We start from the raw sequence: 26,302 nt of genomic DNA, 5'->3' as shown, positions 1-26,302 counted from the left end.
GCTGTTCACATCGAATATGAACATTGATGTTCGTTTCCGAAAATACTAGCGCAACAGAAAGCCGGTCGCCAGTCAGTCCTTATAGAAAAAACTGATCAGATGACAAGAAAGTGAACATTTACGAAGATTTTTGGTGATCGGTTTCGGTCTCACAGGCGACAAAAGGCTCATGCCTTGCACCCAGAGGCCCTCAGACCACCTCAAGCCGGATCTTGTACTGGTTCAGCAGTTGGGTAAGGGCAGGCGCAGGTGCCTGGTCGGTCACCAGGCAGTCGACCAGGCTGATCGAGCCCAGGCGCACCATGGCGTTGCGCCCGAATTTGCTGGAATCGGCAGCAAGCACCACCTGGCGGGCATTGGCGATGATCGCCTGCGACACCCGTACCTCCTGATAATCGAAATCGAGAAGGCTGCCGTCCTCATCGATGCCGCTGATGCCGACCAGGGCGAAATCAACCTTGAACTGGTTGATGAAGTCGACGCTGGCCTGGCCTACCACGCCGCCGTCACGCCGGACCGTACCGCCGGCCACCAGCACCTCGAAGTCATCCTTGGCGGCGAGAATCGCCGCCACATGCAGGTTGTTGGTGATGACTTTGAGGTGGTTGTGGTTAAGCAATGCCCGCGCAATCGATTCGGTGGTGGTGCCGATATTGATGAACAGTGAGGCATGGTCGGGAATCTGCCGCGCCACCGCTTCGGCAATGCGTTGCTTTTCGTCGCGCATCTGGTCGGCGCGCATGGCATAGGCGGTATTCTCGATGCTCGAATCATAGGCCGCACCACCATGGTAGCGGCGCAGCAGGTTGAGTTCGGCGAGCTGGTTGATGTCGCGGCGGATGGTTTGCGGTGTGACGACGAACAGCTGCGCCATTTCTTCGATACTGACGTAGCCGCGGTCGCGCACCAGTTCGAGGATTTGTTGTTGGCGTGGGTGCAGATTCATGGGCGGTCCTTTGGGGCTGCCGGACAAATTCTGCAATGATGCCGTAGGAAGGGGATGACGGCCAATAGACCATTGGGGCCGCGTGGCGGCCCCGGCCGGTTTTACGCTTCGTGATCTTCCCAGTCACGGGTGCGCTCGACGGCTTTCTTCCAGCCGGCGTACAGCGTCTCTTTGGCAGCCTCGTCCAGCTGCGGGCTGAACTCGCGCTCGATGATCGCCTTGTCGCGCAGTTCGTCCAGGCCGCTCCAGAAGCCACAGGCCAGGCCTGCGAGGTAGGCGGCGCCGAGTGCGGTGGTTTCGCGCATTTTCGGGCGCTCGACGCAGGTGCCGAGGATGTCGGCCTGGAACTGCATGAGGAAGTTGTTGGCCACTGCGCCACCGTCCACGCGCAGTTCAGACAAGCGCTGGCCGCAGTCCTGCTGCATGGCGTCGAGCACGTCGCGCGTCTGGTAGGCAATCGACTCCAGCGCGGCGCGAATGATGTGGTCGACCTTCACCCCACGGGTCAGGCCGAACAGTGCACCGCGGGCATACGGGTCCCAATAGGGCGCGCCGAGACCCGTGAATGCAGGCACCAGGTACACACCGTTGCTGTCCTTGACCTTGCTGGCGAAGTATTCGGTATCCAGCGCGTCGTTGACGATTTTCAGCTCGTCACGCAGCCACTGCACGGTGGAACCACCGTTGAAGACCGCGCCCTCCAGGGCATAGGCCACCTCGCCACGCGGGCCGCAGGCGATGGTGGTGAGCAGGCCGTGGGAAGACTTCACGGCCTGGTTGCCGGTGTTCATCAGCAGGAAACAGCCGGTGCCGTAGGTGTTCTTGGCCTGGCCTGGCTCCACGCACATCTGGCCGAACAGCGCCGACTGCTGGTCGCCGGCGATACCGGCGATGGCGATGCCGCTCTTGGTGTGGCCGTACACTTCCGATGACGGGCGTACTTCGGGAAGCATCTGCCGCGGGATGCCGAGGATTCCGAGGAGGGTTTCGTCCCACTGCAGGCTGTGAATGTTGAACATCAGCGTGCGCGAGGCGTTGGTGTAGTCGGTGACATGCACCTTGCCGCCGGAGAATTTCCAGATCAGCCAGGTATCGATGGTGCCGAACAGCAGTTCGCCGCGTTCGGCGCGCTCACGGGCACCTTCGACGTTATCGAGGATCCACTTCAGCTTGGTGCCGGAGAAGTACGGGTCGGTGACCAGGCCGGTGGTTTCGCGGATGTAGTCTTCATGGCCATCACGCTTGAGCTGGGCGCAGATTTCGGTGCTGCGGCGGCACTGCCAGACGATGGCGTTGTACACCGGGCGGCCGGTTTCCTTGTCCCACACTACGGTGGTTTCACGCTGGTTGGTAATGCCCAGTGCGGCCACCTGGGCATGGCTGATGCCCGCCTGGGCCAGGGCCTCGACCATGGTCGCGCTCTGCGTGGCGAAGATCTCCATCGGATCGTGCTCGACCCAGCCGGCTTGCGGGTAATGCTGGGCGAACTCGCGCTGCGAGGTACCGACCACGTTGGCATCGCGGTCGAAAATGATCGCTCGCGAACTGGTGGTGCCCTGGTCCAGGGCGATGATGTAGTTCTTATCCTGGGTGTCTGTCATGGTCGTAGGCCTTGCATAAAAGAGGAGTTCAGGCGCCAGCATCAGTTGGCTTGAGTATCGCCCTGGCGATTGTCGGTTGTCTCGGCGCTTGCGCTTTGCGCCGTCGGCAGGTTGCGGGCGATAAGGCCGCGGTAGGCTGCGGCACCCAGGCAAGCGCCGAGGATCGGTGCGAACACCGGAACCAGGAAATAGGGAATGTCCCGACCGCCAGTGAAGGCGATTTCGCCCCAGCCAGCCAGGAAGGTCATCAATTTGGGCCCGAAATCGCGGGCCGGGTTCATCGCAAAGCCGGTCAGCGGGCCCATGGCACTGCCAATCACGGCGATCAGCAGGCCGATCAGCAGAGGCGCCATGGCGCCGCGCGGCAGGCCATTGTTGTCGTCGGTCAGGGCCATGATCACGGCCATCAGGATCGCCGTGATCACCACTTCGACCAGAAATGCCTGGCCAGTGGACAGTGATGGGTGCGGATAGGTCGAGAATACCGAGGCCAGTTCGAGGCTCTCGGCGCTGCCACGCAACAGGGCGTGGGCCTGTTCGAAATCGAAGAACAGGTTGCTGTAGAGCGTGTAAACGAGCGCGGCGCCACAGAATGCGCCGCAGACCTGGGCGAGCGCGTAGAACGGCAGCTTGCGCTTGTCGAAGCCGGCAAACAGGGTGAGCGCGATGCTCACGGCCGGGTTCAGGTGCGCGCCGGAAATGCCTGCGGTGAGGTAGATCGCCATGCTCACGCCGACGCCCCAGATGATGCTGATTTCCCAAAGGCCGAAGCTGGCGCCAGCGACCTTGAGGGCGGCGACGCAACCTGTGCCAAAGAAGATCAGCAAGGCGGTGCCGAGAAACTCGGCCAGGCATTGGCTGGATAGAGTGGGTTCGCGTAGTGCAGTCGTCATGTATGACCTCGTTGTTTTTGTTGTGAGGCGCAAAGCGCTCGACAGCAAAGCCTGATGTCTATCCCCATTGACCTCAGGCGGGTGTTTAGAAGCGCACCTTAAAAGTGCACCATTTATTCAGAAACGAAAAAATATAGACAAGAAACGCTGATGTCAAAGGTCGAAAGTGAACGGGTAGTCACGTTTTGCTCGCCAGTTTCAAAGGCTGAAGCCCGTCGTAGACGGCCGCGTCAGCCCTTGGCTGGCTGGGATGTAGGATTTGCCCTAAAGTAGCCGCGACCTGTCCCAGACCGGAGCATTGCATGACCCCCGCACTCGACCTGTTGAAAAAAGCCCGCGCCGAACATCGCGTGCACAGCTATGAGCATGACCCCAAGTCGGCGTCCTATGGGCTGGAGGCGGCGGAAAAGCTCGGCCTTGAACCGCAGCAGGTGTTCAAGACCTTGCTCGCGAGCAGCGAGAAGGGCGAGTTGCTGGTGGCGGTGGTGCCGGTGGTAGGGACACTGGACCTCAAGGCGCTGGCCCATGCGGCTGGCGTGAAGAAGTGCGAAATGGCCGACCCGGCTGTGGCCCAACGGGCGACCGGTTACCTGGTGGGTGGGATCAGCCCCTTGGGGCAGAAGAAGCGGCTGCGCACCTTCATCGATGATTCGGCGCAGGATTACGCCACCATCCATGTCAGCGCCGGACGTCGGGGGCTGGAGGTCGAGTTGGCGGCGGCGGTACTGGCCGAGCATACCCAGGGTGCATTCGCCGCAATCGGTAAGGCTTGAAGCCATTGGGGCCGTAAAGCGGCCCCGGTTCCTGCAGTCAGGTCGCCGAGCTGTAGCGGCGAACCCCATTCTCCTGGCGCGCCGACTGCGTCGCGACACTGCCCGGCACGGGGAACAGCACCAGGTGATCGGCCTTTACCGCGATACCCACATCCTCACCCACCTGGTGGTCGATGTGGCTGGGGAAGATCGCTTCGAGCTGGCTGCCCGTGGGGAGCTGCAAGCGGTACAAGGTCGATGCACCCAGGAAGCTCTTGCCGACGATGTTCGCCTGCAGCGCGCTGCCTGGCGCCGGTACGATGTCGTCAGGGCGCAGCAGCACATCCACCGAGCTGCCCGGCGCCATGCTGTAGGCGCGGTTGCCACGCAGCTCGCCCAATTCGGTATTGACCGCTTCATGGCTGCTCATCTGGCCTCGGATGAAGTAGCCCTGGCCGACGAAACTGGCCACGAACGGCGTCTGTGGTTCGTGATACAGGTTGTACGGCGTATCCCATTGTTCGAGCCGGCCTTCCTTGAACACACCGACGTGATCGCTCACGGCAAATGCTTCTTCCTGGTCATGGGTCACCAGGATCGCACTGGTGCCGCGGCTCTTGAGGATGTCGCGCACTTCGTGGCTGAGGCGCCGGCGCAGTTCCACGTCGAGGTTGGAGAACGGCTCGTCGAGCAACAACAGTTGTGGCTCCGGTGCCAGTGCACGCGCCAGGGCGACACGCTGTTGCTGGCCACCGGACAGCTCATGCGGGTAGCGCCCGCCAAGGCCACCGAGCTTGACCAGTTCGAGCATCTCTTCGATCACCTGCGCCTGGTTCGGGTGCCTGGCGATGCCGAAGGCGATGTTCTGCGCCACGGTCAGGTGCGGGAACAGGGCGTAGTCCTGGAACACCATGCCGATCCGGCGTTTTTCCGGAGCCAGGGTGAAACCAGCGCGGGAAATCACCTCGCCGGCCAACTGGATTTCACCCTCGTGCACCGGCTCGAAGCCAGCGATGGCACGCAGGGTGGTGGTCTTGCCGCAACCCGATGAACCCAGCAGGCAACCGATGTCGCCTGCGTTCAGATGCAGGTTGAGGTCCTGGACGATGCGCTGCTCGCCGTAGCCGCAGGCGAGGTTGCGCAGGTTGAGCAGTAGGGGTTGACTCATGCGTGGTGGTAAGCCGGTTCGACAAGGAATTCGAGTAGGGCCTTCTGTGCATGCAAGCGGTTCTCAGCCTGATCCCAGGCGACCGAACGGGGGTCGTCGAGCAGGTCATGGCTGATTTCCTCGCCCCGATGGGCGGGCAGGCAGTGCATGAACAGGGCGTCGGGTGCCGCCAGGTCGAGCAATGCGCGGGTGACCTGGTAAGGCGCGAAATGCGCCAGGCGCCGTGCAGTTTCCTCTTCCTGGCCCATGGAAGTCCAGACATCCGTGGTCACCAGGTGCGCATCGCGCACGGCTTCCTGCGGATCGCGGACGATCTGCACATGGTCGCCACCCAGTTCCATGAAGCGCGCATCGGGCTCGTAGCCTTCCGGGCAGGCGATGCGCAGCTGGAAGTCGAACTGCCTGGCCGCTTCGATGTACGAGTTGCACATGTTGAAGCCATCGCCGATCCAGGCCACGGTCTTGCCCTGGATCGAGCCGCGGTGCTCCAGGAAGGTCTGCATGTCGGCCAGCAACTGGCACGGGTGCGACTCGTCGGACAAGGCGTTGATCACCGGCACGCGGGATTTGGCAGCGAATTCGGTCAGGGTGCTGTGGGCGTGGGTACGGATCATCACCACGTCGAGCATGCTCGACAGCACGATGGCGCTGTCGCCGATCGGTTCGCCACGGCCCAGCTGGGTGTCGCGCGGCGAGAGGAAGATGGCCTGGCCACCCAGCTGGATCATGCCGGCTTCGAACGACACGCGGGTACGGGTCGAGGATTTCTCGAAGATCATGCCCAGCACGCGGTTCTTCAAAGGCTCGAACAGCACGCCTCGCTTGCGCAGGTCCTTCAGCTCGATGCCTCGGCGGATCACACCGAGCAATTCGTCGGTGGTGAAATCCAGCAGTGAGAGAAAGTGCCTAGCGCTCATGATTGACTACCTTATCTGCAACGGTATGCAGGTCGACCGTATGGTTTTTTTTGACAACGGGAGTGACCTGCGGCGTAAGCCGCACGGGGCGGACGAAATGGGGAAAGGCGCAATACTATAATTAAATGTCGCCTGAAACCAAGAGGAGAAACAGCAGCCGGTGCTCAAGATGTTGCAAAGGGTGTCGTCACCCTTGAGCCAGTGCTGTTTTTTATTTGCTACAGAAGGTTGTACACGGCTTGCTGGCAATCTGGCAAATGGCTGTCGCGAATCGTACGCCTGATGTCGCGGGATTCACGCCGCGAAGCACGCTGGCCGAGGCGAGTGCTGCGGCGCATAGTCGTTGCTCGACCAGCCCTAACACCACCAAGGCAGAAGCGGCCATGACCAAGACCCTGCATCACCGTGCCTGTCACCTGTGCGAAGCGATCTGCGGCCTGAACATAGAAGTCAGCCATGAACCAGACGGGCGGGCGCTGATCAGTTCGATCAAGGGTGACCCGCAAGACCCGTTCAGCCGGGGCCACATCTGCCCCAAGGCAGTGGCCCTGCAGGATATCCAGAACGATCCGGATCGCTTGCGCCAGCCTCACCGGCGGGTCGGCAGCGAGTGGCAGCCGATTGGCTGGGATGAGGCTTTCGCCTTGGCCGCCGACAGGTTGTGGGCGGTCCAGCAGGCCCACGGGCGCAATGCTGTGGCGGTCTATCAAGGCAACCCCAGCGTGCACAATTATGGGCTGATGACCCATAGCAACTACTTCCTCGGCCTGCTCAAGACCCGCAACCGCTTCTCGGCCACCTCGGTCGACCAGCTGCCACAGCATCTGACCAGCCATCTGATGTACGGCCACGGCCTGCTATTGCCCATACCGGATATCGACCATACCGACTTCATGCTGATCCTTGGTGGCAACCCGCTGGCCTCCAATGGCAGCATCATGACCGTGCCCGACGTGGAAAAGCGCCTGAAAGCCCTGCGCGGGCGAGGTGGACGCCTGGTCGTGGTCGATCCCCGCCGTAGCGAAACCGCTGCCATGGCCGACCTGCATCTGTTCATTCGGCCCGGTGGCGATGCTGCCTTGCTCTGTGGCCTGCTCAACACCTTGTTCGATGAAGGGCTTGCGCGCGGCTCGCATTTGCCGGTCAGCGGCCTGCAGCAGGTGCGCGAAGCGATTGCGCCGTTCAGCGCAGAAGCGATGAGCGCACAGTGCGGCATCGCCGCCGGTCAGATACGTCAACTGGCACGGGACTTTGCCGCAGCGGACAAGGCGGTCTGCTATGGGCGCATGGGGGTCTCGACCCAGGCGTTCGGCACGCTGTGCCACTGGCTGGTGCAGATGATCAACCTGGTGACCGGCAACCTCGACCGAGAGGGTGGGGCGCTGTGCACCGAGCCTGCGGTCGATCTGGTGGCGACCACCTCAGGTGGCCATTTCAATGCCTGGCAGAGCCGGGTCTCGGGCTTGCCGGAATACGCGGGCGAGCTGCCCGTGGCGGCCTTGGCCGAGGAGATGCTGACCCCGGGGGAGGGGCAGGTGCGCGCCTTGGTGACGGTCGCCGGCAATCCGGTGCTGTCCACACCCAATGGCCGCCAGCTGGATGCGGCGCTGGAGGGTCTCGAGTTCATGCTCAGCATCGACCTCTATATCAATGAAACTACCCGCCACGCCGACCTGATCCTGCCGTCGACCTCGGCGCTGGAAAACGACCATTACGACAGCACCTTCAACCTGCTGGCCGTGCGCAATGTGACCCGTTTCAATCGCGCCATCCTGGCCAAGCCGGCAGGCGCCCTGCATGACTGGGAGATTTTCGTCGGCCTCGCCCAGGCCTTCGCCAAGCGCGCCGAACTGGAACTGAAACCGACCTGGCCGCCAGCGCAGATGATCGACCTGGCCCTGCGCAAGGGGCGCTATGGCGAGGCCAGCGCCTGGAAGCTGTCGCTGCAGGCACTGGAGCAATACCCTCACGGGCTTGACCTGGGGCCGCTGCGCGCCAACCTGGCGACGCGCCTGGCAACGGCCAGCAAAGCCGTCGAGGTGGCACCGCAGGTGCTGCTGGATGATTTGCAGCGGTTGGCCTTGAGTGCGCCGCCTGCGCCGGGCGAATTGCTGCTGATCGGTCGACGCCATGTGCGCAGCAACAATTCGTGGATGCACAACTATCATCGCCTGGTCAAAGGCAAGCCGCGTCATCAACTGCTGATGCACCCCCACGACATGCATGACCGGCAATTGCAGGATGGCCAGCGGGTGCGTATCCGTTCGCGCACTGGCCTGCTGGAAGTCGAGGTACAGGCTTGTGAAGACATGATGCCCGGGGTGGTCAGCCTGCCCCACGGTTTCGGTCATGGTCGCCAGGGCGTGCAGTTGCAGGTCGCCCAGGCACAAGCCGGTGTGAGCGCCAACGACCTGACGGATGAGCGCCTGCGCGACGCGGTATCCGGTAATGCTGCGCTCAATGGCGTGCCCGTGCAGGTCGAGGCTGCCTGAGCAACGGTAAGGCCGAGCATGCTGCTCGGCTTTCCGATACAATGCCTCACCGTGCCGACGATCGCGTCGGAAAGTTCAGCCGAGGTGCTACATGGATATCATCGAAACGATCAAAGAGCAGATTGCCAACAACACCATTCTGCTTTACATGAAAGGCTCGCCGAATGCCCCACAGTGTGGCTTCTCCGCGCGTGCCTCGCAGGCTGTGATGGGTTGCGGCGAGAAGTTCGCCTACGTCGACATCCTGCAGAACCCGGAAATCCGCGCAAACCTGCCGAAATACGCCAACTGGCCGACCTTCCCGCAACTGTGGGTAGCCGGTGAGCTGGTAGGCGGCAGCGACATCATGCTGGAAATGTTCGAGAAGGGTGAGCTGCAGACCCTGATCAAGGACGCCGCCGCCAAGGCCAAGGCTTCCGAAGCCTGATCATCAGGCAGCCATGAAAAAACCCGCTCAGAGCGGGTTTTTTTATGGAGCGAGTATTTTATTCTTCGCCCATCTGCGACTGCAGGTAGTTCTCGATGCCGATCTTGTCGATCAGGCCGAGCTGGGTTTCCAGCCAGTCGATGTGTTCTTCCTCGGATTCGAGGATGTCTTCGAGCAAGTCACGCGAGCCGAAGTCGCCAGCGGTTTCGCAGTGGGCGATGGCGGCTTTCAGGTCGACCAGGCCCTTCTGTTCGATCTTCAGGTCGCACTCGAGCATCTCTTTGGTGTGCTCACCGATCAGCAGCTTGCCAAGGTCCTGGACGTTGGGGATGCCTTCGAGGAAAAGAATACGCTTGATCAGTTTGTCAGCGTGTTTCATCTCGTCGATGGATTCCTTGTACTCGTGCTTGCCGAGCTTGTTCAGGCCCCAATCTTCATACATGCGCGCGTGCAGGAAGTACTGGTTGATCGCGACCAGCTCGTTTCCGAGGATCTTGTTGAGATGCTGGATGACGCTTACGTCGCCTTTCATGTCGGGTTCCTGCCCTGTAGAAGTGTGCCAATACAGGGAAGTTTGAGCCTGTAACGGGGGGCTGTCAAACCTAAGTGTTTGAATAATAAGTGAAAATTAATAGGAATAAGAATGTTTGTGAACCGCGTTGGAACGCTAACTTATTGATATTCAGGCATAAAAAAACCGGACACGTGGTCCGGTTCTTCGAATTCTGTAATATCAGGCAGCAGTAAATTCCACCGGATAGGGCAGGGCGGCGTGCTGGCTCACCTGCAATTCGGTGAGGGTCTCACGGACCACCTCTTTGGCCAGGCAGGCACATTTGCCACACTGGCTGGCGACGTTGGTCGCCGCTCGGACTTCCTTGTAACTGCAGCATCCTTCATAGATCGCATCGCGGATCTGTCCGTCGGTGACGCCGACACAAAGACACACATACATAGGGCTGACCATCGCGGGTTGAGTCGATGGGTTGGAGCTTAATGTTAATGAGAATGCTTGTCAAAGGACTTTCTGAAAGGGCCGTGCTTGAGCGACCGACGGTTGCATTCGGCCTGTCACCGGAAGCCGTGTATGATGGTCAGCCTTTGTTGGATGTCGGGCAAGCCTGCCTTGGCCCGGCAAACGGTTCTTCACCCTCATCAGGAGATTACAATGAGCGTACTCGTTGGCAAACAAGCCCCCGACTTCACCGTCCCAGCTGTCCTGGGCAATGGCGAAATCGTCGACAGCTTCAACCTGGCTTCGGCCATCAAGGGCAAGTACGGCCTGGTGTTCTTCTACCCACTGGACTTCACTTTCGTCTGCCCGTCCGAGCTGATCGCCCTGGACAACCGCATCCCTGATTTCCAGGCGCGCAACGTTGAAGTGATCGGCGTTTCGATCGACTCGCACTTCACCCACAACGCCTGGCGTAACACCCCGGTCAATGCCGGCGGTATCGGCCAGGTCAAGTACACCCTGGCTGCCGACATCACCCACGAAATCTGCAAGGCCTACGACGTCGAGTCCGAAGGCGGCGTAGCCTTCCGCGGCGCCTTCCTGATCGACACCAACGGTGTTGTGCGTTCGCAGATCGTCAACGACCTGCCGCTGGGCCGTAACATGGACGAGCTGCTGCGTCTGGTCGACGCCCTGCAATTCCACGAAGAGCACGGCGAAGTCTGCCCTGCCAACTGGAAGAAAGGCGACCAGGGCATGACCGCTTCGCCAGAAGGCGTTGCTGCTTACCTGAGCGAGAACGCTGGCAAGCTGTAATTGCCACGCGCATGAAAAAAACCGGCCCACGTGGCCGGTTTTTTTGTGCCAGCTTGTGCCGGCCTCTTCGCGGGTGAATCGGATCGCCGCACCGCCGCTCCCACAGGAACCGCACAATGGCACAGGCCTATGCGGTACTTTGGGAGCGGGCGTGCCCGCGAAGCTTTTCAGGTCAGTCGTTGAAGTCGCGCCAGCCGCCCATTTCCTTCCAGCGATTGACGATGCCGCAGAATAGCTCGGCCGTCTTCTCGGTGTCGTAACGCGCCGAGTGCGCTTCACGCCCGTCGAAGTCGATGTCGGCGCTCTGGCAGGCTCGTGCCAGTACGGTCTGGCCGTAGGCCAGGCCAGCCAGGGTCGCGGTGTCGAAGCTTGAGAACGGGTGGAACGGGTTACGCTTGATGTCGTTGCGCGTGACCGCTGCATTAAGGAAACCAAGGTCGAAGCTGCTGTTGTGGCCGACCAGGATCGCCCGTTTGCAGCCGTTGGCTTTAAGCGCCTTGCGCACACCGCGGAAGATGTCGGTGAGCGCGCTTTCCTCGCTCACCGCCATGCGCAGCGGGTGGTCCAGCTTGATGCCGGTGAATTCCAGCGCAGCCGGCTCGATGTTCGCCCCTTCGAACGGTTCGACCCGGTAGAAGTAGGTGTGCTCGGGGAACAGAAAGCCCTTTTCGTCCATGCCGATGGTCACTGCGGCAATTTCCAGCAGGGCGTCGGTGGCGCTGTTGAAGCCGCCAGTCTCGACATCCACGACTACCGGCAGATAGCCACGGAAGCGCTCGGCCATCGGGTGGCGCGAACCGCCGCCGACCTGACCGTCCTGGTCGTCTTCGTACAGGTCTTCGCTCACGCATTGTCCTCCAGCAGGCGCCAGCGCAGTTTCTCACCGGCGCGCAGCGGGATCACGGTTTGCTCGCCGAATGGCAGGCTGTCCGGGGCGGTCCATTCTTCGCGAACCAGGGTGATGGTGTCGGTGTTCGCTGGCAGGCCATAGAAGGCCGGGCCATGCAGGCTGGCGAAACCTTCCAGCTTGTCCAGTGCATTGCGCTGCTCGAACGCCTCGGCGTACATCTCGATGGCAGCGTATGCGGTGTAGCAACCGGCACAACCGCAGGCGGCTTCCTTGGCGTGGCGGGCATGCGGTGCCGAGTCGGTGCCGAGGAAGAACTTCGGGTTGCCGCTGGTGGCCGCGTCCAGCAGCGCCACCTGGTGGGTGTTGCGCTTGAGGATCGGCAGGCAATAGAAGTGCGGGCGAATACCGCCGACCAGCATGTGGTTGCGGTTGTACAGCAGGTGCTGGGCAGTGATGGTCGCACCGACGTTGGCCGGGGCTTCGGTGACGAACTGCGCGGCGTCGCCGGTGGTGATGTGCTCGAAGACCACTTTCAGGGTCGGGAAGCGTTCGACCAGGCGGCGCATGTGTTCGTCGATGAAGCGCTTCTCGCGGTCGAACACGTCGATTTCGCTGCGGGTGACTTCACCGTGCACCTGCAACGGCATGCCGACTTCCGCGAGTGCCTCGATGGCGGGGAAGATGTTGTCGATGCTGGTCACGCCCGAATCGGAGTTGGTCGTCGCACCGGCCGGGTACAGCTTGGCGGCGTAGACGATACCGCTGGCCTTGGCCGCGCGGATGTCCTCCGGGCTGGTGCGGTCGGTGAGGTACAGCACCATCAGCGGTTCGAAGCGGCTGCCGGCCGGGCGTGCGGCAAGGATGCGCTCGCGGTAGGCGCCGGCTTCGACGGCATTGCGCACCGGCGGAACCAGGTTGGGCATGATGATGGCACGGGCGAAAATACGCGCCACATCGCCAACGGTATGGGGCAGGACGGCACCATCGCGCAGATGGATGTGCCAGTCGTCGGGACGCAGGAGGGTCAGGCGATCGGACATTGGGAATTCCAGGCGGGTCGAACTCAGGCCCCAATGCTACCGGAAAACCCCGGCCCGAGCACGGCTATCAAGTTTTCCGGCAAGCGTCCGATAGCCTGCCTGTAAGCCGTCAGAATTTGTGGAGCCACCCGTGCGCCAGCGTTACCTAGCCCTGTTGACCCTTGTCGCCAGCCTGCCGGCCGGTGCACTGACCTTCCAGACCCGCATGGAGAATGTCGCCTGGAAAGTCGAGGGTGACCAGTTCGAATGCCGCCTGATCCAGCCGATCGACGGTTTCGGCAGTGGCGAGTTCGTGCGCAAGGCCGGTGAGCAGCCGGTGTTCCAGTTGCGTTCGCACAGCAATGCGCTGGGCGCAGGTTCGGCCACTTTGCTGGCCGCCGCTGCCCCCTGGCAGCCGGGCCGTGCAGATGTGAACCTCGGCGCTGTGCGCATGGCCCGCAGCGGCGTGCTGTTCAGTTCGTCGCAGAGCCAGGCCAGCCGCCTGATCAACGGCCTGCTCGATGGGCGCAGCACGGTGGTGCGCAATTACACCGGCGAAGGCGGGAGGACGATGGAAGTACGCGTGCTGCCGGTCAGCTTCGCCAAGGCGTACAGCGACTATCAGGCCTGTGCCGGCAAGATGCTGCCGATGAACTATGATCAGGTGCGTCAGACCCAGGTGGGCTTCCCGGGGGGGGGCTTCGACCTGGACGCCGATGCCCGTGCGCGGCTGGACGTGATCCTCGATTACCTCAAGGCCGACCCGACGGTGAACCACATCGAACTCAACGGCCATTCCGACAACAGCGGCAACCGCCTGACCAATCGCGACACATCGCGGCGTCGGGCCTTGGCCGTTGCCGACTACTTCAAGGCTCATGGTGTGCCTGAAGAGCAGATCGTCGTGCGCTTTCATGGCGAGCGCTATCCGCTGGTCAAGAACAACAGCCCGGCCAATCGGGCGCGTAACCGGCGGGTGAATATCGAGCTGGATCGGGTGGCGCAGGTGGAGAAGCCGGTGCAGCAAACGGCACCGGCTGCTCCTGCTGTTCCACCTGCGGCTGCGGCGCCGGCTGCGACCGGAGCAAAGACACCCTGATATCAAGGTGTTTCTCTGGGGCTTGGGACCGCATCAGGGCCACCAGTTGCTGCCACAAAATTTTCAGCGCCTGTGAGATCGAGCGCCGCCCGCGCGGCGCATCGCGAGCTTTGCTCGCTCCTACGTTTGTTTCGGGCCAGTAACGCCCGTGACAGGCGCGCGCGACCGCCCTGTTGGTACGGCGCGATATCGCGTCATGCGCCAAGGCGTACGCGCGCAAATCCCACAGGAAACATTGGCCCGAAACAAACGTAGGAGCGAGCGCAGCTCGCGATGCGCCGCGCGGGCGGCGCTCGATCTCACAGGCGCTGAACCTTTTGTGGCAAGCACGTCGCGCCACCGACAGTTCCTGTCGCTTTGTCGTCAGAAGCTGTCGCCCCACTGTAAATTTATCCGCAACGCCGGTAGAATCGGTCCCTTTCCGTACAACCCCGTGGAGTGATGGCATGGCGGACGTAAAAAAGGTCGTACTGGCGTATTCCGGCGGCCTTGATACTTCGGTGATTCTCAAGTGGCTGCAGGATACCTACAACTGCGAAGTGGTGACATTCACCGCTGACCTGGGGCAGGGCGAAGAAGTCGAGCCGGCTCGCGCCAAAGCTCAGGCGATGGGCGTAAAAGAGATCTACATCGACGACCTGCGCGAAGAGTTCGTGCGTGATTTCGTCTTCCCGATGTTCCGCGCCAACACCGTCTACGAAGGCGAGTACCTGCTGGGTACTTCCATCGCCCGCCCGCTGATTGCCAAGCGCCTGATCGAAATCGCCAACGAAACCGGCGCCGACGCCATTTCTCACGGCGCGACCGGCAAGGGTAACGACCAGGTCCGCTTCGAACTGGGTGCCTATGCGCTCAAGCCTGGCGTCAAGGTCATTGCTCCATGGCGCGAGTGGGACCTGCTGTCCCGCGAAAAGCTGATGGACTATGCCGAAAAGCACGGCATCCCGATCGAGCGTCACGGCAAGAAGAAGTCGCCCTACTCGATGGATGCCAACCTGCTGCACATCTCCTACGAAGGCGGTGTCCTGGAAGATACCTGGACCGAGCACGAAGAAGACATGTGGCGCTGGAGCGTCTCGCCAGAAAACGCCCCGGACCAGGCTACCTACATCGAGCTGACCTACCGCAATGGTGACATCGTCGCCATCGACGGCGTCGACATGACCCCAGCCACCGTGCTTGCCGAGCTGAACCGTATCGGCGGCGCCAACGGTATCGGCCGTCTGGACATCGTAGAGAACCGTTACGTGGGCATGAAGTCCCGCGGCTGCTACGAAACCCCTGGCGGTACCATCATGCTCAAGGCCCACCGCGCCATCGAGTCGATCACCCTGGACCGCGAAGTCGCTCACCTCAAAGACGAGCTGATGCCGAAGTATGCCAGCCTGATCTACACCGGCTACTGGTGGAGCCCGGAGCGCCTGATGCTGCAGAAGATGATCGACGCTTCGCAGGTCAACGTTAACGGCGTCGTGCGCCTGAAACTGTACAAGGGCAATGTCATCGTGGTTGGCCGCAAGTCGGACGACTCGCTGTTCGATGCCAATATCGCTACCTTCGAAGAAGACGGCGGCGCCTACAACCAGGCAGATGCGGCTGGCTTCATCAAGCTCAACGCGCTGCGCATGCGCATCGCTGCCAACAAAGGCCGCGGGATGCTCTGAGCACCTGGCTGAATTGGCAAACGAACCCCGGCTCTGGCCGGGGTTTTTTTTGTCTTCTCGACAGAGGGCTGCTCGGTATCATGGGGTCAATCCTCAGGCAAGCGGCTGATGGAAAGAAGGATGCATTGATGTAGCTCCGTATTACAGAAGCGCCATTGCTTGTGTTCGGCATGCGGTTGGGTAATGGCCTGCATGAGTCGCTGTTGTATCTGTTTCGGGGCATCAGGGCCGGAAAACATGACAGTTACAATTTCTTGAGGGGGGGCGGGCGATGTTGGCCCGGTCTTCTGGGGGGGATCGGACTGTTCCGGTTGGTAAAAGGATTTGGAGTTGAAGTTCAGGGTGAGGAAGAACAACGCTGTAAGGAAGAATGGAAACCCTACAAGGAACCATGTGTAGTACGTCTGACTTTCGTCGCTGAGAAAAGGCAGGGTTGCCAAGGCAGAAGCTTCGATAATGCCTGCAAATATGGCGATGATCGTCAGTGGGGCGACGGGTTGGTTCGCAGTCATGATTAATGCCTCCTGCATGTTTTACATACCAATAACCCACTGGCTCCCTTTACCAAATTGTGGACTTTTTCCCGGTGCGGTAATTTTTCGAAGGCGAGGCATGACAAATCGATCATGCTTCGTGCGTTTGTTCTCAATCACTCTCAAGGCAAGTCTGTAAATCTTTCTTTGTAGGAAATTTCCCAAACCGACGTAAGGTTCATCTATTCAGCTACTTAAGGGGGGGATCGACGCGCCATTGAGCGTTCCGCTCGGTTATGGTGGGGCGTCGTCAAAGCAGAATAACGAATGATGGATATCGCATGAACAAAGTCCTTATCGTGGATGATCATCCGGTCATACGCTTGGCAGTGCGCATGTTGATGGAGCGACATGGGTACGATGTTGTCGCGGAAACCGACAATGGCATTGCCGCCTTGCAGCTTACTCGAGAACATCTTCCCGATATCGTCGTGCTCGATATCGGCATCCCCAAGCTCGACGGCCTGGAGGTCATTGGCCGGATGGCAGCAGCGAGTCCTGGCAGCCGCGTGCTGGTTCTGACGTCGCAGGCGCCCGGGCATTTCTCCATGCGCTGCATGCAAGCGGGGGCCTCTGGCTATGTATACAAGCAGCAGGAGCTCACCGAACTGCTGAGCGCCATCAAGGCGGTGCTCTCGGGTTACAGCTATTTCCCGAACCAGGCCTTGCACAAGTCACGTGGCAGGGTCGGGGGGGCAAGTGAAACGGAAATGGTCGATCGCCTGTCTGCCAGGGAGATGATGGTCCTGCAGCAGTTGGCGCGGGGACGGTCCAACAAGGAGATAGCCGACAGCATGTACCTCAGCAACAAGACGGTCAGTACCTACAAGACGCGCCTGTTGCTGAAGCTCAATGCCCACTCGCTGGTGGACCTGATCGAGCTGGCCCGCCGCCATGGCCTGAGCTGAACCAGCCATGGACAAAGCCTCCGCAAGGGAGGCTTTGGTGGGGGCTAAAGGTCGTAGTCGAAATCGGCCAATTGCCGCTGCAGGCGCCGCTCTTCGAGGAGGTTGTCAATGGTACGACGCTTGCTCAGGTTGGTTTTCGCGGTTTCTACCTGAGGCTCCGCTTCGTCGTCAGCGGTAGCAAAGTCATCTTCGATCGACAGGTCGTCTTTATCGGTACTCATGAGTCGCTCCAAGCCAAAGGGCCATTGGCCGTCCTTATAACGAGAAAGCGATGTCCGGTAAAAAAGATTTTTTCAATCGCAACGCAGCTGTTTTTGCTATTGGCTCAATCGTCGCAGGTCTTGTGCTTGTATTCGCACAGGTCTTCGATGCGGCAGCTACCACAACGAGGCTTGCGTGCCTGGCACACGTAGCGGCCATGCAGGATGAGCCAATGGTGAGCGTCGAGCAGGTAATCCTTGGGTACGAATTTGACCAGTTTCTTCTCGACTTCAAGCACGGTCTTACCGGGCGCTATGCCGGTGCGGTTGCTGACCCTGAATATGTGCGTGTCCACGGCCATGGTTGGCTGGCGGAAGGCGGTGTTGAGCACCACGTTGGCGGTCTTGCGGCCAACGCCTGGTAACGCCTCCAGTGCTTCGCGGGTTTGCGGCACTTCGTCGCCATGGCGCTCGATCAGCAGGCGGCACGCCTCGATGACGTTCTTGGCCTTGCTGTTGTAGAGGCCGATGGTCTTGATGTAGTCGCTCAGCCCCTCGACCCCCAGCGCGTAGATGGCCTGCGGTGTGTTGGCGACCGGAAACAGGCGTGCGGTGGCCTTGTTGACCCCGACATCGGTGGACTGTGCGGAAAGCGTCACGGCAACCAGAAGCTCAAAGGGGGTGGTGTAAGCCAATTCCGTTTTCGGATCGGGATTGTCTTCGTGCAGCCTGCGAAAGATCTCCAGGCGTTTGGCGGCATTCATGGTTTCAACGCTTTCCTTGACGACAAGTGAGGGTGGGGCGTAGCCGATTGTACAAGGCCAGCAGCGCGCCGAGCAGTAGCAGCCCACCTGGCGGCAAGTTGGCCAGGTGCATACCTGCGGACGCCTCCAGCCAGTGGCGCCCCGCGCCAAGCAGCAGGCAGGCGAGCAGCAGGCCACTCAGAAGCAGTAACAGATGCCGCCAGCGCCCTGCTGTTGGCAGCAACGTGTCGATGGCAAGGCACTGCAGGCAAATCAGCGCCGGATAGAACCCAAGCGTCTGCGCCAAGGGCAATGCCCAGGCACGTAGGGCCAATTGCAGGCAGCTGCCAAGCGCAGCAAGCAGCAGCAGGCTTGCCAGCCAGTACCTGGCGCCGCTGAGTGTTGCCCGCAGCGGGCCAAGCAAGGCTTGGTGGAGAAGGATCATCAACCACATACACGCACCGATGGCCACTGCATGGGTGAAAGTGCGAGTCGCGCCAAGCAGCGGAGCCAGGCCTGTGATCAGCAGGCAGAATCTATTCATGGGTAGAGGCCCCGAGCAGTTCGCTGCGATGCTGATCAAAAAACCGCAAGGCCTCCTGCTGGGCATCGATGACGGCCCGGGACGTAACGGTCGCCCCGGCCAGCTGGTCGAAATCGCCCTGGTCGCGTCTGAGTGCCCAGCGGTCGCCAAGGCCGTGCCTGGCAAACTGATGCAGCCAGCCAGACTGCGGATCGGCAATCTGGCCGCCCAACCCAGGGCTTTCGTGCTGTTCGATCACCCGAGTGCCGATCAGGCGGCCATCGGCAGCGATGGCGATGGTCAGCTTGATGGGGCCGGCATAGCCCTGCACTTGGCTCACCAGCACGATGGCTGTTGGCGAAGTGCCGTGGCTTGCGCGGTAAGCCGCGAGTACCTTGCTGTGCTGCGGCTGTTCGGCAGGCAATTGCAGCGCGCTGTCCATAGGGCGGTTGTCGTAGCTTTGCGGGGGCAGCACCGCCATTAACTGGCTTGCCTGAAGCTGGCGCTCGGCATCGATGATGGCCGGGCGAGTCCAGTGCTGCCAGGCCAGCGTCGATACGACTGCCGACCCGCCGACGGCAAGCAGCAAAAGGCTGCTGCGCATGGGCGCGATCATGGCGAAACCTGTTGGCGCTGCACGGCGAACCGATCCAGGGCGGGCACTGCCAGGTTCATCAACAGGATGGCGAAGGCCGTGCCATCCGGGTAACTGCCCCAGGTGCGAATCAGGTAGATCAGTGCGCCTGCGCCGAAACCGAACAACAGCCTGGCCAGATTGGCCTTCGGGCCGGACACCGGCTCAGTCGCGATGAAGAACGCCGCCAGCATGGTTGAACCGCTGAACAGATGCAGCAGTGGCGAACCGTTCGAATCCGAACCGGAGCCATTCCAGGCCAGCAGGCTGAACAGGAAAAGGCCGGCCAGCAGCCCTGCCGGGGCATGCCAGCTGATCACCTTGCGCTGCAAGAGAAACAGCCCGCCGCACAGCAATGCCAGATTGATCCATTCGCTGCTGCGACCGCCAACATTGCCAAAACCGGCGTGACTGGCGAACAGTTCGTCGAGGGTCAGGCTGCGGTTGTGGCGCAGGCCATCGAGGATGGTTGGCCCCGCCCAGGCATCGATCTGGCCGCCCCCGCCAGCCACCTGCTGCAGGCTCTCGACAAAGCCAATGGCGTGGTTGGGCCAGTGGTTCATGTGCAGCGGAAAGTTCAGCAGCACGAAGGCGTAACCGACCATGGCCGGGTTGAACAGATTGCGGCCCACCCCGCCAAAGGCCTGCTTGCCGACAGCTATGGCAATGCCTGCTGCTGTCACTGGCACCCACCAAGGCGCCTGTCCGGGCAGGGCGATGGCCAGCAACACGGCAGTCACCAGCGCACTGCCATCGTTCAGTGCCGGCAGAACAGGCTGGCGACGCATAGCCAGCAAGGTCGCCTCGCAACACAGCGCACTGATGGCACACAGCAACAGGCTGAACAGGACTCCCCAGCCCTGTGTCCAGAGGGTAGCGAGCAAGCCGGGTATGCAGGCCAGCAGCACCAGGCCCATGGCTGTGCGTAGCCGGGGGTCAGGGCTTGCCATGTTCAAGCCTGGCGCCTGTGGGCAGCGCATCGGCAGCGGCGCTTTTCTGCGCCTTGATCCGCTCCAGAGCAGCTTTGATCGGGTCTGCCGCGCCTTGTGTGGCTTCGGCCGTACGCGCCAGGCGCTGCGCCTCACGGCGCGCGATTTCGCGTCGCAGGCGGGCGTTTCGCTGTTGGTGGCGCTGGCGCGCATGATCGCGGCGCTCGCGGCGGGCCAGCAGTTGTTCGGGGGAATGAGCCAGGCCGCTGACGATGGCTACCAACCCTGCTGGCAGTGGCTGCATCTCGATGCAATCGACCGGGCAGGGCGCCAGGCAAAGGTCACAACCGGTGCATTCGTTGGCAATGACCGTGTGCATCAACTTGGCGGCGCCGACGATGGCATCGACCGGGCAGGCCTGGATGCACTTGGTGCAACCGATGCATTCGGCTTCGCGAATGTAGGCGACCTGGGACGGTGCGCTGCCGCGTAGCGGGTCAGGCGCAAGCAGTGGCCGCTCGAGCAACGCTGCCAGCGCGGCAATGGTTTCGCTGCCACCTGGCGGGCACTTGTTGATGGCCTCGCCCGCAGCCAGTCCTTCGGCGTAGGGCCGACAGCCGTTGTGGCCACATTTGCCACATTGGGTTTGCGGCAGCAGGGCATCGACGCGTTGAATCAAATTCATTGAAAGAAAAGTCCGTTGAATCCGGAGAACGCCAGGGCCATGACGCCTGCACCGATCAAGGTAATCGGCAAACCGCGCAACGCGGCCGGTACTTCCGCCTGCTGGCTGCGCTGATGCAGGTCGTCGAACAGCACCAGCGCCAGCCAGAAGCCCAAGCCGGCCAAGGCCCCCCAGCACAACGTTGCAAGCACCGAGGTGTCATCTGCCGTCGCTTGCAGCGTCAACCCGAGCAGCATGGCGTTGCCCAGCAAGGGCAGTGCAAGTTCGCCGGTGGGCCACTGCGGCCGCAACCCGCCCAGCGCCCTCGGTACGCCCCATGCCAGCCATGCCAGCCAGGGCAACAGCAGGAACAGGCGCAGGTCCTGCAACTGCCAGGGCGCCACGATGAGCCGTTCGAGCGCTTGCCCGCCGCTTGCCCCGAGTGCCATGCACAGGGCGCCCGCCAGGCCACACACATGCAGGCGTAGCCGGCTCAACGGCTGTTGTTGCAAGAGCAGGTGGCTGACCAGCGCAGCGCTGGCCAGGATCAGCATGTAGTCGTTCATTTGAATGACGATAGCCGGGAATCGCCTTGAGCGTCCGGCATTGCCGCAGCAGATGGAACTGCCCCGGCGGTGAGGCCGGGGCAGAAGGCTTACTTGATGCGCTGACCTGGTTTGGCGCCGCTGTCAGGGCTGAGCAGGTAGATTTCTTCGCCGCCAGGGCCGGCCGCCATGACCATGCCTTCGGACACGCCAAAACGCATTTTGCGCGGCTTGAGGTTGGCCACCATCATGGTCAGACGGCCTTCCAGTTTGGAAGGGTCCGGGTAGGCCGACTTGATGCCGGAGAACACGTTGCGGCGCTCGTCGCCGATGTCCAGGGTCAGTTGCAGAAGCTTGTCGGCGCCAGGCACGGCTTCAGCCTTGACGATCAATGCGACACGCAGGTCAACCGCGGCAAAGGTGTCGAACTCGATTTCGGCAGACAGCGGGTCCTTGGCCAGCTCGCCGTTGCCGGCGGGTGCCTGGGCTTCGGCGGCCAGCAGGTCTTCCTTGCTGGCAGCGACCATGGCTTCGACCTTGGCAGGTTCGATACGGCTCATCAGCGCCTTGAACGGGTTCAACTGGTGGTTTTCCAGGCGCGATTGATGGTCGTTCCAGGTCAGTGGTGCGACGTTGAGGAATGCCTCGGCATCGGCGGCAAGCAGCGGCAGCACGGGTTTGAGGAAGATTACCAGCTGGCGGAACAGGTTGATGCCCTGGGCGCAAATGGCCTGGACTTCGTCCTGCTTGCCTTCCTGCTTGGCCAGCGACCAAGGTGCCTTGTCGGCGATCCAGGCGTTGGCGCGGTCGGCCAGGGCCATGATTTCGCGCATGGCGCGGCCGAAGTCGCGGCCTTCATAGGCTTCGGCAATCGACGGGGCGGCGGCGAGGAAGGCCTCGGTCAGCTCCGGCGCAGCATCGCCAGCGACCATCACGCCGGCATTGCCTTTATGGATGAAGCCGGCGCAACGGCTGGCAATGTTGACTACCTTGCCAACCAGGTCGGAGTTGACCTTCTGCACGAAGTCTTCGAGGTTCAGGTCGAGGTCGTCGACGCCACGGCCGAGCTTGGCGGCGTAGTAGTAGCGCAGGTATTCCGGGTGCAGGTGGTCCAGGTAGGTGCGGGCCTTGATGAAGGTGCCGCGCGACTTGGACATCTTGGCGCCGTTGACGGTCAGGTAGCCGTGCACGTTGACTGCGGTCGGCTTGCGGAAGCCGGCACCTTCGAGCATGGCAGGCCAGAACAGGGCGTGGAAGTTGACGATATCCTTGCCGATGAAGTGGTACAGCTCGGCCTTGGAGCCTTCGTTCCAGAAAGCGTCGAAGTCCAGCTCCGGGCGGCGTGCGCACAGGTTCTTGAAGCTGGCCATGTAGCCGATGGGCGCGTCCAGCCAGACGTAGAAATACTTGCCCGGCTCGCCCGGGATCTCGAAGCCGAAGTACGGCGCATCCCGCGAGATATCCCACTCCTGAAGGCCGGAATCCAGCCATTCGGCAAGCTTGTTGGCGACGGCGTCCTGCAAGGTTCCGCTGCGGGTCCACTGCTGCAGCATGGCCTGGAAGTCAGGCAGCTTGAAGAAGAAGTGCTGGGAATCGCGCAGCACCGGAGTGGCCCCGGAGATGGCCGACTTAGGGTTCTTCAGTTCAGTCGGGGCATAGGTGGCGCCGCATTTCTCGCAGTTGTCGCCGTACTGATCTTCAGCCGCACATTTCGGGCAGGTGCCCTTGATGAAACGGTCGGCAAGGAACATGCCCTTTTCGGGGTCGAAATACTGGGTCACCGAACGGGTGGCGATGTGCCCTGCGTCGCGTAGGCGGCCGTAGATCAGGCCTGAGAGTTCGCGGTTTTCGTCACTGTGGGTGGAGTGGAAGTTGTCGAAGTCCACCAGGAAGTCGGCGAAGTCGCCACTGTGCTCGGCCTGGACATTGGCGATCAGCTGCTCAGGGGTTATGCCTTCCTTCTCGGCACGCAACATGATGGCCGAGCCGTGGGCGTCGTCGGCGCAGACGTAGATGCACTGGTTACCGCGCAGTTTCTGGAAGCGCACCCACATGTCCGTCTGGATGTACTCCAGCATATGGCCAAGGTGGATGGATCCATTGGCATAGGGCAGGGCGCTGGTAACGAGAATCTGACGTGGCTCGGACATGGTGGCTCGGCTACTTATCTGGCTCGGGTAAAAATGAGGGTGATCGGCCACTATAAAGGGCTGGCGAAGATATTTCACCCCAAGCACGCATCTGCTGACGATTGACGGGTTAGGATAGGCGTCTGTTTCGTACTCAGTTTGCCAATGGGAGTGTCCATGAGTGCCGTCACCCGTGCCGCCGTCGAAGGCGTGCTTCGCCAGTACACCGACCCCTATCTGAATCAGGACCCGGTCAGCGCCGGTTGCGTGCGCGCCATCGACATCCAGGGCGGGCAAGTCGCTGTGCAGCTGCAACTGGGCTACGCCGCCGGCCTGTTCAAGAACGGTTGGGCCCAGGTGCTGCAGACCGCGATCGAGAATCTCGACGGCGTCAGCTCGGCCCAGGTGTCGATCGACTGTGTCGTCGCCGCCCACAAGGCCCAGGCCCAGGTGCCGGCCATGGCCAATGTCAAGAACATCATCGCCGTGGCCTCGGGCAAGGGCGGTGTCGGCAAGTCGACCACCGCTGCCAACCTGGCCTTGGCCCTGGCCCGTGAAGGCGCCCGCGTGGGCATTCTCGACGCCGATATCTATGGTCCCAGCCAGGGCGTGATGTTCGGGATTGCCGAGGGTACCCGCCCGCAGATCCGCGAGCAGAAGTGGTTCGTGCCGATCAAGGCCCATGGTGTGGAAGTGATGTCCATGGCTTTCCTCACCGATGACAACACGCCGATGGTCTGGCGTGGGCCGATGGTATCGGGTGCGCTGCTGCAACTGGTGACCCAGACCGCCTGGGACGACCTGGATTACCTGGTCATCGACATGCCGCCGGGAACCGGCGATATCCAGCTGACCCTGGCGCAGAAGGTGCCGGTGGCCGGTTCGGTGATCGTCACCACGCCACAGGACCTGGCCTTGCTGGATGCCAAGAAGGGTGTGGAGATGTTCCGCAAGGTCAACATCCCGGTGTTGGGCGTGGTGGAAAACATGGCCGTGCACATCTGCTCGAACTGCGGCCATGCCGAGCACCTGTTCGGCGAAGGCGGTGGCGAGAAGCTGGCGGCACAGTACGGCGTTGACCTGCTGGCGTCGCTGCCGTTGTCGATGCTGATCCGCGAACAGGCCGACAGCGGCAAGCCGACGGCGATCGCTGAACCGGAAAGCCAGATTGCCATGGTCTACCAGGAACTGGCTCGCCAGGTAGGCGCACGGATCGTGCTGCAGGAAGCGGCGGCGCCGGCGATGCCGAGCATCACCATCAGCGAGGACTGACACAGTTTCTGTGGGAGCGGGTTTACCCGCGAAGCAGGCACCGCATTGAATGGCACGGGCTTCGCCCGTGTTCGCGGGTGAACCCGCTCCCACAGGATCGCGCCAACGTTGAGCCTCTGGATTACTTCAGCAGGCATAAAAAAACCCGCCAGAAGGCGGGTTTTTTTGAAAGCTAGAAAGCTGAGATCGACTTAGGCGATCTGAACTTCTTCAGCCTGCATGCCTTTCTGGCCGCGGGTAGCGACGAAAGTAACAGCCTGGCCTTCTTTCAGGGTTTTGAAGCCGTCAGCTTGGATGGCTTTGAAGTGCACGAACAGGTCATCGCCCGACTGAGGGGTGATGAAGCCGTAGCCTTTCTCATCGTTGAACCACTTAACAACACCGGATTGACGGTTGGACATTTTTCTGTCTCCTTGGACAATTTGATAACGGTCAGGAAAAACCCTGGCCGGGACTGAGCGCAAAGAGAGCAGAAAATTCAGCGATGGGCCGATCAGGATCGTGCATCAAACTAGAGATTCTCGGTGTCACGTGCAGCACAGTGGCGCCACCTTACCCCACTTTCCACGAGCTGCCAATGGTCTGTGAACGCTTTACGCAAATTCGGATCGACGGCGGCTGCAACCCCCGTCCGGCGCGGGGTGGGGCACTGGAACTTTAACCCGGGCGCCGGGACCGGTAAGATGCGCGTCTGGATTTTCCCCTCGCAACTCTTCAGGACACCCCGCCATGAGCATCAAATCGGACAAGTGGATTCGCCGCATGGCGCAGGAACACGGCATGATCGAACCGTTCGTCGAGCGCCAGGTGCGCGGCGAGCAGGACAACCGTGTCATCTCCTTTGGCGTTTCCAGCTACGGCTACGACGTGCGCTGCGCCGACGAATTCAAGGTGTTCACCAACATCAACTCGGCTACCGTCGACCCGAAGAACTTCGACGCCGGCAGCTTCGTCGACATCAAGAGCGACGTCTGCATCATCCCGCCGAACTCCTTCGCCCTGGCTCGCACCGTCGAGTACTTCCGCATTCCGCGTGATGTGCTGACCATCTGCCTGGGCAAGAGCACCTACGCCCGTTGCGGCATCATCGTCAACGTCACCCCGCTGGAGCCGGAGTGGGAAGGCCACGTGACCCTGGAGTTCTCCAACACCACCACATTGCCGGCCAAGATCTACGCCAACGAAGGCGTGGCGCAGATGCTGTTCCTGCAGTCCGACGAAGAATGTGAAGTGTCGTACAAGGACCGGGGCGGCAAGTACCAGGGGCAGCGCGGCGTTACCCTGCCACGCACCTGATCCGACGAGCGCAGGGAATTAGTTTCCCTGATGGCACTCCAACAGGTTGAACAGTGCCGATACGTATGCAGCGTGTCGGCCCTCGTCCAGGAGCTGCCAATGAAACTCAACCCCGCAATCAGTGCGAAGCTGGCTGTACTGCAGCCCAACCAGATCGGGTTGCTGGCCTGGTCACTGCTGGCGCACCCGCTGCCCGTGCAGGCTGGCGGCGTGCCGCACCAGCCTGATCCTGATACGCCGCAGCCGCCAGAGCCCGGCGAACACCCGCCGATGGAGCCCGGTGAGCCAACCCTTCCCGACGAGCCACCACCGTCACCTGTCGCCTGA

General features: G+C 61.5%; 28 protein-coding genes and 1 pseudogene. 10 read left to right on the top strand and 19 right to left on the bottom strand.

Annotation, left to right across the window (positions count from 1 at the left end; translation table 11 throughout):
• Positions 1 to 190: 190 nt before the first annotated feature.
• The 3 genes from glpR to ACQKPS_RS15245 all read right to left on the bottom strand — a co-directional run bounded on the left by glpR (position 191) and on the right by ACQKPS_RS15245 (position 3,440).
• Complete coding sequence (glpR, locus tag ACQKPS_RS15255; RefSeq protein WP_054885872.1) at positions 191 to 946, bottom strand: DNA-binding transcriptional repressor GlpR; 756 nt, start codon at positions 944 to 946, stop codon at positions 191 to 193.
• A gap of 101 nt (positions 947 to 1,047) precedes the next feature.
• Complete coding sequence (gene glpK / locus ACQKPS_RS15250) at positions 1,048 to 2,547, bottom strand: glycerol kinase GlpK (RefSeq protein ID WP_313203220.1); 1,500 nt, start codon at positions 2,545 to 2,547, stop codon at positions 1,048 to 1,050.
• Positions 2,548 to 2,588: 41 nt separating this feature from the next.
• Positions 2,589 to 3,440 (bottom strand): MIP/aquaporin family protein, encoded by an 852-nt coding sequence (locus ACQKPS_RS15245; protein WP_254481189.1) that lies wholly within the window; start codon positions 3,438 to 3,440, stop codon positions 2,589 to 2,591.
• 302 nt (positions 3,441 to 3,742) lie between these two features.
• Between ACQKPS_RS15245 and ybaK the strand changes: the two genes are divergently transcribed.
• Positions 3,743 to 4,213: a Cys-tRNA(Pro) deacylase gene (gene ybaK, locus ACQKPS_RS15240; RefSeq protein WP_254481188.1), complete on the top strand. Its 471-nt coding sequence runs from the start codon at positions 3,743 to 3,745 to the stop codon at positions 4,211 to 4,213.
• 37 nt (positions 4,214 to 4,250) lie between these two features.
• Here ybaK and ACQKPS_RS15235 read toward each other — a convergent pair whose 3' ends face one another.
• Positions 4,251 to 5,360, bottom strand: a complete 1,110-nt coding sequence (locus ACQKPS_RS15235; RefSeq protein ID WP_427604705.1) for an ABC transporter ATP-binding protein — start codon at positions 5,358 to 5,360, stop codon at positions 4,251 to 4,253.
• Positions 5,357 to 6,277, bottom strand: a complete 921-nt coding sequence (gene argF, locus ACQKPS_RS15230) for an ornithine carbamoyltransferase (protein WP_427604703.1) — start codon at positions 6,275 to 6,277, stop codon at positions 5,357 to 5,359. The genes ACQKPS_RS15235 and argF overlap by 4 nt, the downstream gene beginning before the upstream one ends.
• 383 nt (positions 6,278 to 6,660) lie before the next feature.
• Here argF and ACQKPS_RS15225 point away from each other — a divergent pair, with 383 nt between their 5' ends.
• On the top strand, positions 6,661 to 8,769 hold the full coding sequence (locus tag ACQKPS_RS15225; protein ID WP_427604701.1) for a molybdopterin oxidoreductase family protein: 2,109 nt from the start codon (positions 6,661 to 6,663) through the stop codon (positions 8,767 to 8,769).
• Positions 8,770 to 8,860: 91 nt separating this feature from the next.
• Positions 8,861 to 9,196, top strand: a complete 336-nt coding sequence (grxD, locus tag ACQKPS_RS15220; RefSeq protein ID WP_010952251.1) for a Grx4 family monothiol glutaredoxin — start codon at positions 8,861 to 8,863, stop codon at positions 9,194 to 9,196.
• 58 nt (positions 9,197 to 9,254) lie between these two features.
• On the opposite strand, the gene bfr is transcribed toward grxD, so the two are convergent.
• Together bfr and ACQKPS_RS15210 are read right to left on the bottom strand one after the other, a co-directional pair.
• On the bottom strand, positions 9,255 to 9,728 hold the full coding sequence (gene bfr, locus ACQKPS_RS15215) for a bacterioferritin (protein WP_176506029.1): 474 nt from the start codon (positions 9,726 to 9,728) through the stop codon (positions 9,255 to 9,257).
• A 201-nt stretch (positions 9,729 to 9,929) separates the two neighbouring features.
• Positions 9,930 to 10,151, bottom strand: coding sequence for a bacterioferritin-associated ferredoxin (locus tag ACQKPS_RS15210; RefSeq protein ID WP_054885863.1), 222 nt, complete (start codon positions 10,149 to 10,151; stop codon positions 9,930 to 9,932).
• Between the two features lie 213 nt (positions 10,152 to 10,364).
• Here ACQKPS_RS15210 and ACQKPS_RS15205 point away from each other — a divergent pair, with 213 nt between their 5' ends.
• Complete coding sequence (locus ACQKPS_RS15205) at positions 10,365 to 10,967, top strand: peroxiredoxin (RefSeq protein WP_027918971.1); 603 nt, start codon at positions 10,365 to 10,367, stop codon at positions 10,965 to 10,967.
• A 172-nt stretch (positions 10,968 to 11,139) separates the two neighbouring features.
• Here ACQKPS_RS15205 and rnt read toward each other — a convergent pair whose 3' ends face one another.
• The gene (gene rnt / locus ACQKPS_RS15200) at positions 11,140 to 11,751 is read right to left on the bottom strand and encodes a ribonuclease T (RefSeq protein WP_225923474.1); all 612 of its coding nucleotides are present in this window, start codon (positions 11,749 to 11,751) and stop codon (positions 11,140 to 11,142) included.
• A gap of 59 nt (positions 11,752 to 11,810) precedes the next feature.
• Complete coding sequence (gene pyrC, locus ACQKPS_RS15195) at positions 11,811 to 12,857, bottom strand: dihydroorotase (RefSeq protein ID WP_427604698.1); 1,047 nt, start codon at positions 12,855 to 12,857, stop codon at positions 11,811 to 11,813.
• Positions 12,858 to 12,987: 130 nt separating this feature from the next.
• Here pyrC and ACQKPS_RS15190 point away from each other — a divergent pair, with 130 nt between their 5' ends.
• Together ACQKPS_RS15190 and ACQKPS_RS15185 are read left to right on the top strand one after the other, a co-directional pair.
• On the top strand, positions 12,988 to 13,935 hold the full coding sequence (locus ACQKPS_RS15190; protein ID WP_283723781.1) for a flagellar protein MotY: 948 nt from the start codon (positions 12,988 to 12,990) through the stop codon (positions 13,933 to 13,935).
• A 446-nt stretch (positions 13,936 to 14,381) separates the two neighbouring features.
• Entirely contained in the window at positions 14,382 to 15,599 is a 1,218-nt protein-coding gene (locus tag ACQKPS_RS15185; RefSeq protein ID WP_054885859.1) for an argininosuccinate synthase, read from the top strand.
• 86 nt (positions 15,600 to 15,685) lie between these two features.
• On the opposite strand, the gene ACQKPS_RS15180 is transcribed toward ACQKPS_RS15185, so the two are convergent.
• Positions 15,686 to 16,111 (bottom strand): hypothetical protein, encoded by a 426-nt coding sequence (locus tag ACQKPS_RS15180; protein WP_283723782.1) that lies wholly within the window; start codon positions 16,109 to 16,111, stop codon positions 15,686 to 15,688.
• Between the two features lie 302 nt (positions 16,112 to 16,413).
• On the opposite strand from ACQKPS_RS15180, the gene ACQKPS_RS15175 reads away from it, so the two are divergent.
• Positions 16,414 to 17,040 carry a response regulator transcription factor gene (locus ACQKPS_RS15175; RefSeq protein ID WP_254481183.1) on the top strand — a complete coding sequence of 209 codons (627 nt, stop codon included), beginning with the start codon at positions 16,414 to 16,416 and terminating at the stop codon, positions 17,038 to 17,040.
• 44 nt (positions 17,041 to 17,084) lie between these two features.
• Here ACQKPS_RS15175 and ACQKPS_RS15170 read toward each other — a convergent pair whose 3' ends face one another.
• The 8 genes and pseudogenes from ACQKPS_RS15170 to metG form a co-directional block, all read right to left on the bottom strand.
• Positions 17,085 to 17,261 carry a PA3496 family putative envelope integrity protein gene (locus tag ACQKPS_RS15170; RefSeq protein WP_027918964.1) on the bottom strand — a complete coding sequence of 59 codons (177 nt, stop codon included), beginning with the start codon at positions 17,259 to 17,261 and terminating at the stop codon, positions 17,085 to 17,087.
• A gap of 104 nt (positions 17,262 to 17,365) precedes the next feature.
• Positions 17,366 to 18,004: an endonuclease III gene (gene nth / locus ACQKPS_RS15165; RefSeq protein WP_427604695.1), complete on the bottom strand. Its 639-nt coding sequence runs from the start codon at positions 18,002 to 18,004 to the stop codon at positions 17,366 to 17,368.
• A gap of 4 nt (positions 18,005 to 18,008) precedes the next feature.
• Entirely contained in the window at positions 18,009 to 18,527 is a 519-nt protein-coding gene (locus tag ACQKPS_RS15160; RefSeq protein ID WP_254481181.1) for an Rnf-Nqr domain containing protein, read from the bottom strand.
• Positions 18,520 to 19,110 carry an RnfABCDGE type electron transport complex subunit G gene (locus tag ACQKPS_RS15155; RefSeq protein WP_427604692.1) on the bottom strand — a complete coding sequence of 197 codons (591 nt, stop codon included), beginning with the start codon at positions 19,108 to 19,110 and terminating at the stop codon, positions 18,520 to 18,522. The genes ACQKPS_RS15160 and ACQKPS_RS15155 overlap by 8 nt, the downstream gene beginning before the upstream one ends.
• Before the next feature lie 8 nt (positions 19,111 to 19,118).
• Entirely contained in the window at positions 19,119 to 20,090 is a 972-nt protein-coding gene (locus ACQKPS_RS15150) for an RnfABCDGE type electron transport complex subunit D (RefSeq protein ID WP_427604690.1), read from the bottom strand.
• 268 nt (positions 20,091 to 20,358) lie between these two features.
• Positions 20,359 to 20,742 (bottom strand): annotated as a pseudogene (locus tag ACQKPS_RS15145) (RnfABCDGE type electron transport complex subunit B); the annotation flags it as partial.
• 8 nt (positions 20,743 to 20,750) lie between these two features.
• On the bottom strand, positions 20,751 to 21,299 hold the full coding sequence (locus tag ACQKPS_RS15140) for an Rnf-Nqr domain containing protein (protein WP_254481178.1): 549 nt from the start codon (positions 21,297 to 21,299) through the stop codon (positions 20,751 to 20,753).
• Positions 21,300 to 21,388: 89 nt separating this feature from the next.
• Positions 21,389 to 23,428, bottom strand: coding sequence for a methionine--tRNA ligase (gene metG / locus ACQKPS_RS15135; RefSeq protein WP_283723786.1), 2,040 nt, complete (start codon positions 23,426 to 23,428; stop codon positions 21,389 to 21,391).
• Between the two features lie 156 nt (positions 23,429 to 23,584).
• Between metG and apbC the strand changes: the two genes are divergently transcribed.
• Positions 23,585 to 24,679 (top strand): iron-sulfur cluster carrier protein ApbC, encoded by a 1,095-nt coding sequence (apbC, locus tag ACQKPS_RS15130; RefSeq protein WP_054885851.1) that lies wholly within the window; start codon positions 23,585 to 23,587, stop codon positions 24,677 to 24,679.
• Between the two features lie 191 nt (positions 24,680 to 24,870).
• On the opposite strand, the gene ACQKPS_RS15125 is transcribed toward apbC, so the two are convergent.
• Positions 24,871 to 25,080: a cold-shock protein gene (locus ACQKPS_RS15125; RefSeq protein WP_003254922.1), complete on the bottom strand. Its 210-nt coding sequence runs from the start codon at positions 25,078 to 25,080 to the stop codon at positions 24,871 to 24,873.
• Positions 25,081 to 25,408: 328 nt separating this feature from the next.
• On the opposite strand from ACQKPS_RS15125, the gene dcd reads away from it, so the two are divergent.
• Both dcd and ACQKPS_RS15115 read left to right on the top strand, forming a co-directional pair.
• Positions 25,409 to 25,975 carry a dCTP deaminase gene (dcd, locus tag ACQKPS_RS15120; protein ID WP_003254920.1) on the top strand — a complete coding sequence of 189 codons (567 nt, stop codon included), beginning with the start codon at positions 25,409 to 25,411 and terminating at the stop codon, positions 25,973 to 25,975.
• 99 nt (positions 25,976 to 26,074) lie between these two features.
• Complete coding sequence (locus tag ACQKPS_RS15115; RefSeq protein WP_099815169.1) at positions 26,075 to 26,302, top strand: hypothetical protein; 228 nt, start codon at positions 26,075 to 26,077, stop codon at positions 26,300 to 26,302.

The sequence above is a fragment of the Pseudomonas sp. NPDC086566 genome, assembly GCF_050280885.1.
Classification (GTDB): domain Bacteria; phylum Pseudomonadota; class Gammaproteobacteria; order Pseudomonadales; family Pseudomonadaceae; genus Aquipseudomonas; species Aquipseudomonas vlassakiae.
The sequence above is the reverse complement of the archived record's forward strand: the minus strand, read 5'-3'. Positions and strand labels throughout refer to the sequence as shown.

Coding starts and splice junctions, on each gene's coding strand:
- glpR (WP_054885872.1), bottom strand. CDS start 946: ATGAATCTGCACCCACGCCAACAACAAATCCTCGAACTGGTGCGCGAC.
- glpK (WP_313203220.1), bottom strand. CDS start 2,547: ATGACAGACACCCAGGATAAGAACTACATCATCGCCCTGGACCAGGGC.
- ACQKPS_RS15245 (WP_254481189.1), bottom strand. CDS start 3,440: ATGACGACTGCACTACGCGAACCCACTCTATCCAGCCAATGCCTGGCC.
- ybaK (WP_254481188.1), top strand. CDS start 3,743: ATGACCCCCGCACTCGACCTGTTGAAAAAAGCCCGCGCCGAACATCGC.
- ACQKPS_RS15235 (WP_427604705.1), bottom strand. CDS start 5,360: ATGAGTCAACCCCTACTGCTCAACCTGCGCAACCTCGCCTGCGGCTAC.
- argF (WP_427604703.1), bottom strand. CDS start 6,277: ATGAGCGCTAGGCACTTTCTCTCACTGCTGGATTTCACCACCGACGAA.
- ACQKPS_RS15225 (WP_427604701.1), top strand. CDS start 6,661: ATGACCAAGACCCTGCATCACCGTGCCTGTCACCTGTGCGAAGCGATC.
- grxD (WP_010952251.1), top strand. CDS start 8,861: ATGGATATCATCGAAACGATCAAAGAGCAGATTGCCAACAACACCATT.
- bfr (WP_176506029.1), bottom strand. CDS start 9,728: ATGAAAGGCGACGTAAGCGTCATCCAGCATCTCAACAAGATCCTCGGA.
- ACQKPS_RS15210 (WP_054885863.1), bottom strand. CDS start 10,151: ATGTATGTGTGTCTTTGTGTCGGCGTCACCGACGGACAGATCCGCGAT.
- ACQKPS_RS15205 (WP_027918971.1), top strand. CDS start 10,365: ATGAGCGTACTCGTTGGCAAACAAGCCCCCGACTTCACCGTCCCAGCT.
- rnt (WP_225923474.1), bottom strand. CDS start 11,751: ATGGCCGAGCGCTTCCGTGGCTATCTGCCGGTAGTCGTGGATGTCGAG.
- pyrC (WP_427604698.1), bottom strand. CDS start 12,857: ATGTCCGATCGCCTGACCCTCCTGCGTCCCGACGACTGGCACATCCAT.
- ACQKPS_RS15185 (WP_054885859.1), top strand. CDS start 14,382: ATGGCGGACGTAAAAAAGGTCGTACTGGCGTATTCCGGCGGCCTTGAT.
- ACQKPS_RS15180 (WP_283723782.1), bottom strand. CDS start 16,111: ATGACTGCGAACCAACCCGTCGCCCCACTGACGATCATCGCCATATTT.
- ACQKPS_RS15175 (WP_254481183.1), top strand. CDS start 16,414: ATGAACAAAGTCCTTATCGTGGATGATCATCCGGTCATACGCTTGGCA.
- ACQKPS_RS15170 (WP_027918964.1), bottom strand. CDS start 17,261: ATGAGTACCGATAAAGACGACCTGTCGATCGAAGATGACTTTGCTACC.
- nth (WP_427604695.1), bottom strand. CDS start 18,004: ATGAATGCCGCCAAACGCCTGGAGATCTTTCGCAGGCTGCACGAAGAC.
- ACQKPS_RS15160 (WP_254481181.1), bottom strand. CDS start 18,527: ATGAATAGATTCTGCCTGCTGATCACAGGCCTGGCTCCGCTGCTTGGC.
- ACQKPS_RS15155 (WP_427604692.1), bottom strand. CDS start 19,110: ATGCGCAGCAGCCTTTTGCTGCTTGCCGTCGGCGGGTCGGCAGTCGTA.
- ACQKPS_RS15150 (WP_427604690.1), bottom strand. CDS start 20,090: ATGGCAAGCCCTGACCCCCGGCTACGCACAGCCATGGGCCTGGTGCTG.
- ACQKPS_RS15140 (WP_254481178.1), bottom strand. CDS start 21,299: ATGAACGACTACATGCTGATCCTGGCCAGCGCTGCGCTGGTCAGCCAC.
- metG (WP_283723786.1), bottom strand. CDS start 23,428: ATGTCCGAGCCACGTCAGATTCTCGTTACCAGCGCCCTGCCCTATGCC.
- apbC (WP_054885851.1), top strand. CDS start 23,585: ATGAGTGCCGTCACCCGTGCCGCCGTCGAAGGCGTGCTTCGCCAGTAC.
- ACQKPS_RS15125 (WP_003254922.1), bottom strand. CDS start 25,080: ATGTCCAACCGTCAATCCGGTGTTGTTAAGTGGTTCAACGATGAGAAA.
- dcd (WP_003254920.1), top strand. CDS start 25,409: ATGAGCATCAAATCGGACAAGTGGATTCGCCGCATGGCGCAGGAACAC.
- ACQKPS_RS15115 (WP_099815169.1), top strand. CDS start 26,075: ATGAAACTCAACCCCGCAATCAGTGCGAAGCTGGCTGTACTGCAGCCC.